The organism is Neptuniibacter caesariensis (assembly GCF_000153345.1).
GTDB lineage: Bacteria > Pseudomonadota > Gammaproteobacteria > Pseudomonadales > Balneatricaceae > Neptuniibacter > Neptuniibacter caesariensis.
Map to the genome: position 1 here is coordinate 221,299 of NZ_CH724127.1, position 16,149 is coordinate 237,447.

Genomic DNA, 16,149 nt, shown 5'->3' on the forward strand with positions numbered 1-16,149 from the left:
CGAAAGAAAATGAGCGCGTATTATACAGAAAAAGCCTAGTAATTACACAGCTTTTGCATGAAATTTAAGCATGCTTAGATGGGTTTGTCGTAGCTTGCGAGCCGTTCGTATAAGGCTGTTTGACAAGGTTTTACAACTACATCCAGATCTGCCTTTAGGTTGATCGGAAGTGGGGAGTCAGCAGGGCGACGGAAATAAGAGGTAATAAGGCGCTCCTCACGTGGAGAGTTGGCTGCTATTTCAATACCATCGCCAATGCAGAAAGAGAACTCAGGCATGTAGTCTTTGACTAGGCCTTCGCGTTCCATTTCTGAAAGAATTAATCTTTTCCCGCCAATAAATTTCTTATACTCATTACCTGCCGCGGCCGACATCGCTTCAATTTGGAGATTAGAGAACCTGCGAGCATCAGGCATATCGATTAGTAATTGCTTGAGCTGTTTTTCAACGGCAGCAACCTCTTCAGCAATCGTTAAAGGGGCGAAGTGCTCATTCAGCTTTTTGTATTCTTCGAGCGCTGCTATTTCTGCTTTTAAGCTGTCAATTTTCTTATTGAGTTCTTTCTGCTCGTCGAGCAGTGCTTCATTGTCGGCCATGAGGCCTTTAATGACTTTTTGAGTTGGGGTGAGCTTGTCCTGAGCAAATGTAGCGGGTAGCTGTTTAGTACCTAGCTCCCCCGTTGATTCTGAATAAGTATTAGAGGGGAGGACTGTAAAGCCAAACTTTTCAAGATCTTTGAGGTTCTGTTCGTGCTGTCCCTGCATCTCGTTGTAGATCAGGTAGCCCCCGATTCCAACAGCAGCAAGAACAACCGGAACTACAACGGCAATAATGATCAGTTTCTTGGTTTGCATCCTTGATCTCTCGGTATTACTTATTCTGTTCGATCTCTGGGAGTGTCTCATTCGCAGAGTACTGTAACTGCATGAATACAGCATCTAACAGAATTCTTCCGCTTTCAACCAGCATCGCTTCGGATTCAGGATTGATAGGCCTTCCGAGTGCGTCTTTTTCCAGTTCCTCTTCCAGATCGGATATCTTGTCTATTTTAGGAAGTTGCTTTTTCTCCCGGCGACGGTTCTCGGCATCGATCTGCCATTGTTCCGCTTTGTCGCGTTCGGCTTTAAGTGCAGATTCCATTAGAGGGATTTGACTGCTCTCTTTTCTTGCTTCATTAAGGTGCTCAACCTGCTCCTTCATGAAAATAAAGTCAGGGTTGGTCATAGTTCGCGACTGATATCGGGTATCGATCTGCTTCAGGAAGCGTTTAATGCTTGGGTAGGTTCCATGAGGTGCTGAGCGGACTTTATCCCAGCTAAGAGCTTGATCAAGCGCACTTTCCCCGATGATCTCTGGATCATATAGGGTGGGGAAATAGATGTCTGGATGAACACCTTTGTTTTGGGTGCTTTCACCAGAAATTCGATAGAACTTAGCATGGGTTAGTTTCAACTGACCGTGATTAAGTGGGAGTAATGTCTGGACCGTTCCTTTGCCAAACGTTTGCCCACCGATAACGATACCACGGTTGTAATCCTGAACTGCTCCAGCAAAAATTTCAGACGCAGAGGCTGATAGTCGGTTGACTAAAACGGCGAGAGGGCCAGAGTAAGCCACTTTTGAATCGCGGTCACGAAGTACTTCTACGCGTCCTGTGGAGTCTTTAACCTGAACAGTGGGGCCGTGTTTGATGAAAAGGCCGACCGTATCGTTAGCTTCTCGTAGAGAGCCGCCGCCATTATTCCTCAGATCAACAATGAGTCCATCGATCTGTTCTTCAGCTAATTCACCAATCAGCTTTTCAACATCTCTTGAGGTGCTTTTATAATTCTCATCACCGCGCTGAAGGGCCGCAAAGTCGATATAGAATGCTGGGATTTCAATAACACCTAATTTGAAAGGGCGGCCAAGATGTTCAACTTCAATAATTCGCTTCTGCGCAGATTGCTCTTCAAGCTTAACTTTATTGCGTGTTATTTTGACGATTTTTGACGGGATGTCATCACGTTCAGAGCTTTTAACTTCAAGGCGTACAGTCGTGCCTTTGGGGCCTCGGATCAATTGCACAACATCGTCCAATCTCCAGCCTACAACATCTTCAATTTCACCCTCTTCCCCTTGCCCTACGCCCAGAATGATGTCTGTTGCCTTAAGCTGGCCGGTTTTTTCAGCAGGACCCGCAGGTACGAGGCGTACAATTTGGGTGAACTCGTTTTCACTTTTAAGTACTGCGCCAATCCCTTCCAGGGAAAGGCTCATATTGATTTTAAAGTTCTCTGATTTTCTGGGTGAAAAGTACTGAGTATGCGGGTCGTACTGTTTGGTGAAGGCGTTAGTGAATGTCTGGAAAACATCTTCACTGTTGACCTGCTTGGCTCTGTTTAGTTGGTTAGTGTAGCGCTTGATAAGGACATCAACTGCTTCTTTGTTATCTTTACCGGCAAGCTTTAGATTGAGTAAGGCACTTTTCAGGCGTTTGTCCCACAGCTCATTCATCTCTTGCTCGGATTCGATCCACGGCGCATTTTCCCGATCAGTATCCAAATGCTCATCAACAGCGTAATCGAAAGCTTTGTTGTTATTGAGCTCATCAAGAGTAAAGCTTAAGCGATCTTCCAGGCGCTGCTGGAAGCGATTAAAGATAATGTAGGCTTCCTCTAAGTTTCCGGCTTTAATTCGGTCATCAAAAACATTTCGATAGGTTTCAAACTCATCGATATCGCTTTTATAAAAATAGCTACGCGAAGGATCCAGATCTTTCAGGTATTGCTCAAATACCTTGCTTGATAACTGGTCATTTAAATTTAGATTATTGTAGTGACCGTGCTTCAGGGATTGAGTGATTTCTAGAAGGGTTTGTTTGTGTACCGGCTCAGATTCCAGTTTGGCGACAAGCGCGTTGGCAGTAACGGGAATTAGAAAAGAAAAAGCGGTAATAACAAGTGGCTTTAGCAACGATCTATGCATAATGTATGTCTTAATATAAAGCTCTGGATTCAATTATGACCCGGAAAAGTTCAGGGAGTTCCCTGAAGTGATTAGTTGAGTGTAGACATGCGCTGCAGTGTTGTAAAATCAAATAGTTGGAAACTTTCTTTCATTCAGGTTGTTGTGACAGATGAGATCTAAAATTAGGTTATTTGTATTGTTGGCAGGTTTAGGTGTGCTTTCAGGGTGTGGAGAGAGCCCTGAAGAGGCAAAGTTTAGACAGGAGCTGGTTGAAAAGGCGTTAAATGATGATACCCGTAAAGAAGGAGATGCCTTTATTCGTGAGAATTCGTCAGCTGAAGGTGTAGTAACTACGAAAAGCGGGCTGCAGTACAAAGTGATACATGAAGGTGAGGGAAGAAGCCCCACATCTAAAGATACCGTGACGGTTCATTATGAAGGTATGCGAATTGATGGCCATATCTTTGACAGTTCTTATAAAAGAGGTAAGCCAACAACTTTCCCTTTGAATCGCGTAATAAAGGGCTGGACTGAAGGTTTATCGCTCATGAAAAAAGGTGGGGTTAGAATGTTATACATCCCGCCGGAGCTTGCTTATGGAGCGTTAAGCCCTTCTGAAGATATTCCAGCTAATTCCACATTAATCTTCAAAGTGGAATTGATTGATTTTCACGCGTCTGAATAAAGTTTGTTAAGGAAATAAAATGTCTGATTCACTTACTGATCTGCAGCGATTTTTAGCAGCTTCACCGACGCCTTTTCATGCTGTTCAGGAGATGGTTGAACGTCTTGAAAAGTCGGGCTTTAAATCACTGGATGAGAGAGATTCCTGGGATCTAAAGGCTTCAGGACGCTATTTTACATTGCGAAATGGTTCATCAATTGTTGCCTGGGTGATGCCTGAAGAGTCAGATCTCGCTACAAGCGGCATGCGTATGGTAGGAGCGCATACAGACTCACCTTGTCTAAAGGTGAAGCCAGAGCCGGATATTCATCGCCATGGGTATCAGCAGCTTGGGGTTGAGGTGTATGGTGGTGTGTTACTAAATCCCTGGTTTGATCGTGATCTTTCAATGGCAGGCAGGGTGAACTACAGAGCTGTGGATGGTTCCCGGCAGTCAGCGCTAATAAATTTTGAAAAGCCAGTGGCTGTAATTCCTTCATTGGCCATCCATTTAGATCGTGAAGCAAATAAAAGTAGATCAATCAATGCTCAAACCTACTTGCCTGTAATCACTGGGCAAGGGGAGGAGAAAGCCAGTTTCAAGCAATTGCTAAAACAGCGCTTGCTAGAGCAGGGAGCTGATGATGTTGGTGATGTTTTAGATTACGAGATCGTTTTATATGATACACAGCAGCCTTCATTGGTAGGCCTTAACGAAGAGTTTCTTGTTTCTGCTCGTCTGGATAATTTACTAAGTTGCTTCATGGGGCTGCAGGGGTTGTTATCCTCTGATCTAACACAAGGTTGTTTGTTGGTTTGTAATGATCATGAGGAAGTGGGAAGTATGAGCGCTGCGGGGGCGCAGGGGCCAATGTTGCAGCAGGTTCTTGAACGTATTGCCCCAGACGCTGAAGAGCGTATTCGAATGATTCAGCACTCTATGATGATTTCGGCAGATAATGCTCATGGCATTCATCCTAACTTCGCGGATAAACATGATGCTAACCATGGGCCTTTATTGAATGCCGGCCCTGTTATTAAAATTAATGCTAATCAGCGTTATGCGACCAACAGTGAAACCAGCGCGGCGTTTCGTGATATGGCAGAGCAGGTTGATGTGCCCGTTCAGGCGTTTGTTGTTCGTAGCGATATGGGCTGCGGTAGTACGATTGGCCCTATCACCGCGTCAGAATTAGGTGTGAAAACGATCGATATCGGGGTGCCGCAGTTTGCTATGCACTCTATACGTGAAATGGCGGGTACCAGGGATATTATGGATCTGACCAAAGTACTGACAAAGTTCTTTAATGAAAAGGCGGTGTGAGTATGCCTTCCAGATTGATTTTAGGGAGGCTTGTTTAATAACGGTAAGTGAGTTCCCCCCAAACGCTACGGCCTTCTAAGGGATAGTCGCCGGGTATTGTTGAAGATGAAGGGGCGAAAGCCTCTTTGTCGAACAAGTTTTTAACTATTACAGCTAGTTTCAGGCCCGGGATGAGTGATTGCTTACTAGCCTTTAAAGTTGTCCAGGTGTAACTCCCTCGGTTTTCTCTATTATCTCCGTTTTGGCGGCTGCTGGAGCCAATCCAGTGATTGCTTAGGTTTATTTGCCATTTGCCTGGGAGATCGGAGTTCAGGGCGAGATAGGCTGTATTTCTGGGTATGTCAGCGATTGTTTTATTGGTGTTGCTATTTTTGCTTTTAAGGTGGCTATAGTAGCCTTTTAATGAAAGGTTATGATCCAGCTGCCACTTAAATTCGCTCTCGATGCCATAGCCTTTGTTTGCACCGGTATTTTGAAAAACCAGAACATTATTCTTTAATTCGGTTTTTATCAGCTCACTGGCTTTATAGAGGAAGAGGGTGTTGGTTAGCTGTAGTTCTGGGTTGATAATCCAGTCAGTGACAATTTCATAGCTTTTAATTTGTTCCGGTTTTAATGATGAAGAGCCGATGCCGCTAGGATTGTTTTTTAGATAAAGTTCACTAAATGATGGTGCACGAAACGCTTCTCCATAGAGAAGTTTTCCTGTGAAATCGGGACTTGGTTCCCAGACAACCCCGGCTCTTGGGTTGAAAGTACTGCCAAAATCGGAATAGTGATCTAATCTTCCGCCAAGCGTGAGAGTAACGTCGGGCGTTATATGCCATTGGTCTTGAACGGCAAGAAAGAAATTTTGTCTGTCTTGATTGGTAATATAGGAATTAGGTGACCCGCTTACATCTGTTAGGGTGCCGTCTACGCTAATCTCTGTTCCCGTGAGAATGCCCGGACCAAAATTTTTCTGCTCCCTGCTTCTAAATTGTGTGGATTGCGCGCCTGTTTGAAAGTGTAAGATATGATCCACGATGCCAATATATTGCAGACCAAGGTCAAAGTAATATCTGTATGTTGTGCCAGCAGGAATGCCGATGACGCCATCTGGGAAATTGATGAGATTTCCTGGTGCGGTAAAAGGATTGCCATCACTGCCAATTGGGATTCTGCTATTTGCTGGGAAAAGGGTAAGCTGACTTTCACCGTCGAGGTAGTGGAAGTATGTATTGCCCTCAATAGAGGTTTGTTGATCGATGATGCTGCGGTATTGCAGCTGGGACATAAAGGAAACAATGTTTTCCTTACCGCTGTTATCTAGAGTGCGTGCTGCTCCTTGCCCGTTACCGGCGTTGTTGTTTTCCCAATACCAGTTATTCCAGCTCCAGTTTGCTTGTTCAATATTCAGGAATAGGTTCGTTACCGAGTAGTGGGTGTTCAGTGGGCCGGGGGCCAAAGAGGCATCTGTAGCAATTAGGTTATCGGTAGTGGATTGAAGATCCTGGGCTATGATGCGGTTGTTGTCCCCATCACTGTACTGCTGTTCCAGTGAAAGAAAGTAGCCGGTTCCGGCCTCGGTAGTATAGTGGTGTTGGAGAGTAAGGTCGTGGCTTCCAAAGCTCCCAGTTCTGATTTGAGCTACTGGCTTTACAGCATCTTGCCCTTTTTTGGGAATAATGTTGATCACGCCTGAAAAAGCGTTGGCTCCATAGAGTGCAGAGCTTGCCCCTTTAATGATTTCAATACGGGATATGCTATTCAAAGGAAGCCTGAATACAGCAGGGAGTCCGCCACTAAATGGGTTTTTAATCTCCATGCTGTTAAATAGTATAAGTGCCTGGGCTGAGAAGCCGTTTTGGATGCCGCGGATACTGTAAACGGGCTCAAGGCGGCTCAGGTCTGATCGATTAACGTGTAGCCCTGGAACACTTTCCAGAACCTCATCCAGATGAGTTGCGCCTGACCTTTCAATATCATCTGCAGTAATAACAGTTACAACCCCAGGGGCTTTTCGAAGCGCTTCCAAGTGGCCAGAAGCAATTTCTGTGAAATATGCCTCTTCATCTGAATGCTTGAATTCGTCATTCAATGTACCTGCACGTAACGATGGTGCTATCAGTATGATAAGTATCAGATAGGATAAAACCATGCCAGGGAAGCAGGAAGGGCGACAAAGATTCATGTTGAAATATGAAGAGAAGAGGTTAGTTGATTAAAGTGCAGATTTGTATGCGACAGATCAATAGCTGAATGCGGCTAATTGTACGCTAAATAAATTATCGGTTCAGTATGATAAAAGTTGTAGTTAAGATGTGATCGACTCGCTTGCTCAATCCGTAACATCTGTTTATGTAAAACCAAGGTGAAATAGATGTTTTCGTTCTTAAAGTCTAATCCAGAGAAAAAGCTAAAAAATGCGTATCATGCAAAGCTAGAGAAGGCGATGCAGGCTCAGCGAGCTGGAGATATCGAAAAATATTCTTTTCTCACGCGTGAAGCAGAAGAGCTGCATGAGCAGCTGAAGCGTGTGCAGAAAGAGTAATCGTATTTACAGGCGAATTTTTTTTGAATCGTATGTGCTTCTGTCCTTTTCAGCATAATATTTATGTTGAGCTACATAGAGTAGATCAAGTTGTTCGAGGTGGAGGTGATTAGCTACGCTCACCCTTCGGGCCGTCACTGCGTTCCGTTATCTCGCTTCGCTTGGTTATTCGCTGCGCTCACCCCGTTGGGGCTATCGTCGTAAACTCCGATGTGATCTCGCTGCGCTCGGTTCAAACCCAGCGGGGCTTCTCGCGCTTACATAAGCTATGTGTAATAGCGGGCATTAATAGAGCTAAGAATAGAATACGAAAAAAAGATGGTCGGAGTGGAGGGATTCGAACCCCCGACCCTCTGGTCCCAAACCAGATGCGCTACCAAGCTGCGCTACACTCCGATATAGATGCCTGTAAAGGCAGGTGATTACCAATTCTAAGATGGTCGGAGTGGAGGGATTCGAACCCCCGACCCTCTGGTCCCAAACCAGATGCGCTACCAAGCTGCGCTACACTCCGAACTTTCACCTTAAAGGTGGCTCCCTGAGCTGGACTCGAACCAGCGACCAATAGATTAACAGTCTACTGCTCTACCAACTGAGCTATCAGGGATCATCAGTTGTACTTTCGTGCTTTAGTTGGCTCCCCGAGCTGGACTCGAACCAGCGACCAATAGATTAACAGTCTACTGCTCTACCAACTGAGCTATCGGGGAACAGCTCGAAAGTGCGGCGTATCTTAATGACCGAGCTGGTGGTCGTCAAGGGATTTTTACTAAATTTTTAAATGAGTTTTGCTATTGTTCGTTTGGTGATCAGAAAGCGTGATTCGAAGGAAAAGTATTGTTCAGAAACTGTACATCTGGGTGAGGTAATGTGCACTTTTTTTAAAATTGAAATTTGCCTTGAGTCATGATTTTAAAGAAAAAATAGGCACCTGTACCTCGGTACAATAGTTTTTGTGATTGAAGGGCTCTATAAAGGGTGTAATCACCAGAATATCTTTGTTGAAGGATTACTAGAAATGAGTGTTATCGGTACTGTTTCACATCTCATTGGTCGCGCAGTTGCTATTAAGGCAGATGGTTCAGAGCGTGTTCTTTTATTAGGCGACGAAGTCTATGCAGATGAAATGATCAGAGTTGCTCCTGATGCTTCTATTGAAATTGCAATGGAGAATGGTGAGCCGGTTCGTCTGGATGGCGGACAGAACTGGTTGGCAAGCTCAGAGACATATACCGAATCTGAAGACTTCGATCTATCCGAAGCAACCGCTGATGTTGAATCGATTCAGGCTGCAATCTTAGCCGGTGCTGACCCAACAGAAGTCGCTGAAGAAACTGCAGCCGGTGGTGATGCGCCTGCAGCTGGTGGACAGGGTAACGAGGGTTCTTCAACAGTAAACATTGAGCGTACTGCTGAGGAGGTTGATCCTACAGCAGGTTATAGCACGATTGGTTTCGGCGAAGGCGATGAAGAACGCCCACAATATGAAGGCGATTTGATTGAACCAGTTGTTGCTGAGGTTTCAATCTCTGGCCCGGCATCTGTAGTAGAAGGTGAAACTGCTACTTATACAGTATCTATCGATAGAACACCTTCATCTGATGTTGTTGTTAGCGTGGTGACTGGCAATATTACAACAGAGAATGGTGATTTGGTTCCTGTTACTACGGATGTGACAATCCTTGCGGGGACAACATCTGCGACATTTGAAGTACAAACGCTTGATGACTTCCTGGCAGATAATGGTGAGTTGTATTCCGTTAGTATTACTAATGTTGCTGGCGGTAGTTTTGATCGCTTGGAAATTGGCACAAATAGCACAACGACGCTGATTCTTGATCAAACGGGCTCTGATAATCCTCCAGGTCCAGAAGATACGGTTTATGTACGTCTGACTGGCAACGACAGTGTTGACGAAGCCACCGGTGCAACTCTGGATCACTCCGTATCGCTGGTCGATGCAGCGGGTAACCCAGTGACACTGGCGGCAGGTGAATCGATCACGGTTAACCTGGTGTACACAGCTGACACAACAGAAGGTGCGGACTTCAGCACGAAGACCACTCAGGTAACGATCAGTGGTCCTGCGAACACCGCAGACATCACTAACACGGTTGTTGATGACTACCTGGCAGAAGGTATCGAAGGCTACACCCTGAGCGTTGGTACGATCGTGGATAATGCGAACACGTTCGAGAACGTGGTTGAGCACCCAACGGATAACAGCGTGACAGGTCAGATCTCTGATCAGACCGGTCCAGATACCCCTCCGGGCCCTGAAGATACGGTTTACGTACGTCTGACTGGCAACGACAGTGTTGACGAAGCAACCGGTGCAACTCTGGATCACTCTGTATCGCTGGTCGATGCAGCGGGTAACCCAGTGACACTGGCGGCAGGTGAATCGATCACGGTTAACCTGGTGTACACAGCTGACACAACAGAAGGTGCGGACTTCAGCACGAAGACCACTCAGGTAACGATCAGTGGTCCTGCGAACACCGCAGACATCACTAACACCGTAGTGGATGACTACCTGGCAGAAGGTATCGAAGGCTACACCCTGAGCGTTGGTACGATCGTGGATAATGCGAACACGTTCGAGAACGTGGTTGAGCACCCAACGGATAACAGCGTGACAGGTCAGATCTCTGATCAGACCGGCCCAGATACCCCTCCGGGCTCAGAAGATACGGTTTACGTACGTCTGACTGGCAACGACAGTGTTGACGAAGCAACCGGTGCAACTCTGGATCACTCTGTATCGCTGGTCGATGCAGCGGGTAACCCAGTGACACTGGCGGCAGGTGAATCGATCACGGTTAACCTGGTGTACACAGCTGACACAACAGAAGGTGCAGACTTCAGCACGAAGACCACTCAGGTAACCATCAGTGGTCCTGCAAACACCGCAGACATCACTAATACCGTAGTGGATGACTACCTGGCAGAAGGTATCGAAGGCTATACCCTGAGCGTTGGTACGATCGTTGATAATGCGAACACGTTTGAGAACGTGGTTGAGCACCCAACGGATAACAGCGTAACAGGTCAGATCTCTGATCAGACCGGTCCAGATACCCCTCCGGGCCCTGAGGATACGGTTTACGTACGTCTGACGGGCAACGACAGTGTTGATGAAGCAACCGGTGCAACTCTGGATCACTCCGTATCGCTGGTCGATGCAGCGGGTAACCCAGTGACACTGGCGGCAGGTGAATCGATCACGGTTAACCTGGTGTACACAGCTGACACAACAGAAGGTGCGGACTTCAGCACGAAGACCACTCAGGTAACGATCAGTGGTCCTGCGAACACCGCAGACATCACTAACACGGTTGTTGATGACTACCTGGCAGAAGGTATCGAAGGTTACACCCTGAGCGTTGGTACGATCGTGGATAATGCGAACACGTTCGAGAACGTGGTTGAGCACCCAACGGATAACAGCGTGACAGGTCAGATCTCTGATCAGACCGGTCCTGATACACCTCCGGGACCTGAAGATATCGTCTATGCGGTTATTAGCGGAGATAGTAGCGTTGGAGAGGGAGAACAGGCTGCTTATACTGTTAGTTTGTTAGATCAACACGGCAACCCAGTGACAGTAACCTCTGCTACAGATGTGGTAGTACGCTTTACCAATGTGTCAACAGAAGATGCAGACACAGAGTACAGCCATAACCAGGACATCACGGTTACGATCCCCGCAAACGGCAGCAGTGTAGGCCTGACAGCGGATACTGTTAATGATCTTCTAGTTGAAGTTTCTGAAAGCTACACAATGACTATTCAGAATGTAGTTACCAGTGAGTTTGAAGCAGTTGATGTGGATGGCTTCACTGATACTTCGGGCACGAATTATTCTGGTAGTCAGACAACGTCTATTCTTGATAACGACACATTCTCTGTGACTAATGCTGTAGCAGATGACGATGATGTTAATGAAAATACCGATAGCGATGCAGGTAATAATGCTGTTTACACCGGTACCATTAACAACGTTGCAGTTGATGTTGCCCTAAGGATCGATGATACAGACCCTGATCCGTCAGCCTTCACATCTAATGGTTTGCCTATCACTTACAGTTGGGATGCTGGATCCAAAACTCTAACCGGTAGTACTAGTGCTGGAGATGTGTTCAAGCTTACATTGAACAATACAAATGACGGTTATTCATTTATCCAGTTGGCTGCAATTGATCATTTACCTACTGTTCAAGGTGAAGCAGATACAGCTGTTGCCCTACCATTTACTTTGATTGCTGAAGGCACTGGACAAACTGCAAGTTTCACAGTGAACGTTTCGGATGACGCTCCTGTTGCGGGTGATTTAAGTATCACTACTGACAATGATGGTAGTTACGACTCAGGATGGCAGACACTAACTACTGCGACTATTTCCAATGACATTACTTCTGTTGAGTGGAATACCGCTAACCTTGGAGCTATTGATCCTGATACAGGTGAAGTTCGTGCTCTAACAGTAGATGGCTATACCGTTCAGTATGAGGATAATGGTTCTGGAAGTTTAATCGGTTATATCGAGACCGTGGATGGTTCAGGTTCTACTGTCAGAACTGATGTGCTGTCTGTTTCAATCGATCCAACTAATGTCAATGCAGATATGAACCCGCAGTATCGCTTTGAATTATTTGAAAATGTTGGCCGATTAGGCTTCGTTGATAGTGATGATTCCCAGGGTACTATTATCAATGGTGGTAATACCGGTCAGTTGGATCTGGGCTTCGGTTCTTACCTGATTGACAGCATGACAGCTTCATCAGATGCTAATGGCACTGATGCTTCGGTTAATACTCGTCAGGGCTTTATTGGTGTTGATGGTAACTGGTTCAATGACAACGATAACTTGGTAATGGATTTCCAAGATGTTGATGGTAACCCAGGGCAAGTAAGAGGTATCAACCTGACGGTTGAGGGATCCGGAAATTCTGCAACTGATGTTTATGCTGTTTACTGGACTGTTACAGCAGGCGTTGATCTAGCTGGAACGCTCGTTACCTATTCCGGTGTTTTCTATGGAAGCGGAAACAGTGACAAAGACTTTGGTGGATCAACTCAGACTGATTTCAACTTCGATATTCCATTGCTTGAAGGTGCAATTTACTTCACTGATATGGAGGTATCTGCACCTGAATTAACTACCTATCCTGTAGATCCCGCTTCTGGGGAATACCTGAACGGTAGCTATTATTTCGATAATGGTAATCTGATAGATTCTGCAACGGGTCAGGTTGTTACTTACAATGATGGTTCTCTTCCTTCAAACCACGACAATGCGTATCGAATTGCATTTAGTGGGGTTAGTTCGAACAACTACCAAGAAGGTATTGATTTCTCTGCTGATTACACCCTTGTGGATGCGGATGGTGATCGTTCTACTGGTACAGTTGATCTTTCGCTTGAGCCGTCTTCTGCTCCTCGAATTGCCGATTCTTCAATACGTGTATCAGAGGAAGGGTTGGTTAACGGTATTGCTGACAATACGGATGGCACAGGTAATACCGCACCAGTACCAAGTGATACTACGGATAACGCGAGTGTTAATGGAACACTTCATATCACCGATTACGATAGTTCCAGCTTTGATATCTCTTTGTCAGGGCCTGCTGGTATCAGTTCTGATGGTGAGGCAGTGGAGTGGCACTATGATCAAGCAACAGGGGTACTGACTGGTTTCACAAACTCTGCAGGTCAAGCATTTTCAGACGTTCCTGCATCTGATTATGTATTGACGATTGCTCTTGATCCGGTTGTTAGTAATGGTGGTAATCACAGTATTGGTTATACACTAGATTTGTTAGCACCAGTGGATCATCCTGTTAACAGTATTGAAGATGTTTTGACTGCTCAGTTTACTGTGTCTGTTACGGATGAGAGTGCTAATACCACAACAGCAAATCTCACAGTAGGTATCGAAGACGATAAGCCTATTAGTGGAGATATTTCAGACACAATAATCGTACCTGAGACAAAAGCTAACGTTATGTTGGTATTGGACTTCTCGGGAAGTATGCGTGGTGCTGAACTAACGCAAATGAAAGCTTCGGTAATTGAAATGCTTGAAGCTTACGAGAATACAGGGCAAGTAGCAGTTCAAATTGTCAGCTTCTCAAGTGGTGCAACTACTCGTAATGATGGCGGTTGGATATCTGCAAGCGATGCGATTAGTTATATCTCTGGATTAACTGATAGCAATATGGGAGGTCTTACAGATTACGATGCGGCCTTAGCCCAGGCTCAACTGGCATTTGCGGAATCTACAGGCAAGATTGCACAAGGTAACAATATTTCTTACTTCTTATCAGATGGTCAGCCAACTGACGACAATGGTACTGGAAGTGATGGTATTGTCGGTGCCGAGATTACTGCTTGGGAAAACTTTGTAACTTCCAACGATATTGATTCCTATGCTGTTGGTTTTGCAGGTGCAAATATTAATGCGTTAGAGCCAATTGCTTACAATGGCGTTGATGGTCAGGAAAGACCAGCTCTTGATGCAACAGCGCAAGGAAGTGATTTGACCGAGTTGCTTCTTGAAACAGTTGTTGAGCCTTCTGCTGGTAACTTGTTTGGTTCGCTGGCTAGCGGTGGCTTCGGAGCGGATGGTGATGGCCATGTAACCTCAATTCAGGTAACTATTCCTGATGGAGCCAGCACTAAAGTTGTTAACTTCTCTTATGATGGAAACACTCTGACCCACAACGGAGCAGCTGGTGACAACATTACAATAGCTGGTAGCAGCTTTATTGTTGAAACCTCTAATGGTGGTCTGCTAAATGTAGATATGAATAATGGTAACTATACCTACACGCCTGATGCTACGTTGACAGGTGCGATTACAGATACCTTTGTATTCTCTCTACGCGACAATGATGGGGATATTTCTACCGGTAACGTCGATCTCAATGTTATTCGCGGTGGTACTCCATTTATTATCCAGCCAGATACAGTTTCTGTTTCCGAAGAGGGATTAGCTAATGCAATCGTTGACGCAATTGGTAATCCTGATACCACAAATTCTGATAAAGCAAGTGGCAGCATTAGCTTCATTGACGCTGATAGCCAATTGGCCGATCTTTCGGTTAGTTTGTCTGGCCCGAGTGGGATTACTTCTGGTGGTGAAGCTGTTACTTGGACCTGGAATTCTGCAAACCAGACTTTGACGGGCTCAACAGCTTCGATTACCAGTGTGATGGTTATTACACTAAGTGCGGTATCTGCAGGTAGCTCGGCTGGCAACTACAGTGTGAATTACAGTGTAGATTTGAATGCTCCGATCGATCATAGCGATACCTCTCAAGAAGAAGCACGTGATTTGGACTTTGGTGTTGTTATTTCAGATGAATCTGGGAGTTCATCATCGACACTAACTGTTTCTGTTGAAGATGATTCCCCAGTTGCAACAGCTACTCAAGCTAATGTGTTTGTTCCTGTTGATGTAATTAGTATTAATGACCTTCAGGCGGGTTGGACTAACCCTGTGTTTGATAATGGCACTGGACAGCGCGTCCTAACCAACACAGATAGTGATTCTTATACTGATAGTATGAGTTGGGGTACTCCAGCAAGTGGTTCAGGGCAGTCTGGTTACGCTCTTGTTGATAACACTCAATACACATCAGGTACTGGCGATGAAGTCGTTGCTGGTGAGTTGATTAATCTGGGGACATTCACCCACAATAACTGGCCAATTAACTCTGGATCCTCGACACTGGATCAGGTGACGTTGACAATGACCATGGACGTCGTGATCAATGGTGTGTCTACTAGTGTCACCTTCGGTGTTCTGCTTGATCATACTGAAACACCAAATGATGGAGCTGATCCGCGTGATATCATTTCGCTTCCTGCAACTTCACAGGTGGTGACCGTTGCTGGGCAGGAATACACTATCTCGATAGAAGGCTTCCGTGATCCAAACAATCCGACACAGGCTGTAACAACGATTTACACAGATGAGAATGCTGCAAATAACTTTGTGGTTTATGGCTCTATCGTATCTACAGACCCGCTACCGCAGGTGTCTGGAACGGTTCTTAGCCAGGAAGGTGCTGACCAGGGCGGTCAGATTGTCTGGGGAGATACATCTTCTCCTTATGGTACTCTGACAACTGATTCTGACGGTAACTACAGCTTCCAGGTTAATCGTGATACCAAAGACGGAATGTCGGTTGATGAAGTTATCGTGGCTCAGTTCAACTACAGTGTTGTGGATGCTGATGGCGATACTTCAACAGCGATCCTTAGCATCAATATTGGTGGATATGGATCGATTGATGGTTCTACAGGGAATGATATTCTGGAGGCAACATCTTCAAATGATATCTTAACTGGTGATGATGGTGTTGATTTGTTCGTCTGGACTCAATCTGATCTGGGTACTGCTGCAGCACCAGATGCTGATGTCGTGGTCGACTTCAATACTGCAGAAGGTGATGTGTTGGATCTTTCTGATGTATTGGTTGACCCTGATTATTCAATAGGTGCGGTTGAAAGTGACGGGCATTTGCAGTTGCAAATTACTAATTCAACTTCGGATGTTGTTCAAACTGTAGATCTTCAGAGCCTATCAGTAGCAACTGATGCTGATGCGGTGGCTATGTTGAATGATCTTCTGACAAACAACCATATTGATGATGGTAATTAATACCTGAG

Annotated in this window: 7 protein-coding genes and 4 tRNA genes; 4 read left to right on the forward strand and 7 right to left on the reverse strand. The window is 45.5% G+C overall.

Annotated features, from left to right (window positions below):
• Window positions 1–74: 74 nt before the first annotated feature.
• Window positions 75–854, reverse strand: coding sequence for a hypothetical protein (locus tag MED92_RS14900; RefSeq protein WP_007022401.1), 780 nt, complete (start codon window positions 852–854; stop codon window positions 75–77).
• A gap of 16 nt (window positions 855–870) precedes the next feature.
• Entirely contained in the window at window positions 871–2,967 is a 2,097-nt protein-coding gene (locus MED92_RS14905) for a carboxy terminal-processing peptidase (RefSeq protein WP_007022402.1), read from the reverse strand.
• Between the two features lie 151 nt (window positions 2,968–3,118).
• Here MED92_RS14905 and MED92_RS14910 point away from each other — a divergent pair, with 151 nt between their 5' ends.
• Together MED92_RS14910 and MED92_RS14915 are read left to right on the forward strand one after the other, a co-directional pair.
• Window positions 3,119–3,634: a BamJ family beta-barrel-assembly machinery protein gene (locus tag MED92_RS14910; protein ID WP_007022403.1), complete on the forward strand. Its 516-nt coding sequence runs from the start codon at window positions 3,119–3,121 to the stop codon at window positions 3,632–3,634.
• Window positions 3,635–3,653: 19 nt separating this feature from the next.
• Window positions 3,654–4,937, forward strand: coding sequence for a M18 family aminopeptidase (locus MED92_RS14915; protein ID WP_007022404.1), 1,284 nt, complete (start codon window positions 3,654–3,656; stop codon window positions 4,935–4,937).
• A 34-nt stretch (window positions 4,938–4,971) separates the two neighbouring features.
• Here the strand turns inward: MED92_RS14915 and MED92_RS14920 are convergent, their stop codons facing one another.
• Window positions 4,972–7,017, reverse strand: a complete 2,046-nt coding sequence (locus tag MED92_RS14920; protein WP_162010872.1) for a TonB-dependent receptor plug domain-containing protein — start codon at window positions 7,015–7,017, stop codon at window positions 4,972–4,974.
• Between the two features lie 282 nt (window positions 7,018–7,299).
• Between MED92_RS14920 and MED92_RS19035 the strand changes: the two genes are divergently transcribed.
• Window positions 7,300–7,470 carry a DUF6435 family protein gene (locus MED92_RS19035; RefSeq protein ID WP_007022406.1) on the forward strand — a complete coding sequence of 57 codons (171 nt, stop codon included), beginning with the start codon at window positions 7,300–7,302 and terminating at the stop codon, window positions 7,468–7,470.
• Between the two features lie 319 nt (window positions 7,471–7,789).
• On the opposite strand, the gene MED92_RS14925 is transcribed toward MED92_RS19035, so the two are convergent.
• The 4 genes from MED92_RS14925 to MED92_RS14940 all read right to left on the reverse strand — a co-directional run bounded on the left by MED92_RS14925 (window position 7,790) and on the right by MED92_RS14940 (window position 8,180).
• Window positions 7,790–7,866, reverse strand: a tRNA-Pro gene (locus MED92_RS14925).
• Between the two features lie 41 nt (window positions 7,867–7,907).
• Window positions 7,908–7,984 (reverse strand) — tRNA-Pro (locus MED92_RS14930).
• Window positions 7,985–8,001: 17 nt separating this feature from the next.
• A tRNA-Asn gene (locus MED92_RS14935) sits at window positions 8,002–8,077 on the reverse strand.
• Between the two features lie 27 nt (window positions 8,078–8,104).
• Window positions 8,105–8,180: transfer RNA gene (locus MED92_RS14940), tRNA-Asn, on the reverse strand.
• A 308-nt stretch (window positions 8,181–8,488) separates the two neighbouring features.
• Here MED92_RS14940 and MED92_RS14945 point away from each other — a divergent pair.
• The gene (locus tag MED92_RS14945) at window positions 8,489–16,141 is read left to right on the forward strand and encodes a retention module-containing protein (protein ID WP_007022407.1); all 7,653 of its coding nucleotides are present in this window, start codon (window positions 8,489–8,491) and stop codon (window positions 16,139–16,141) included.
• The last annotated feature ends 8 nt before the right edge of the window (window positions 16,142–16,149 follow it).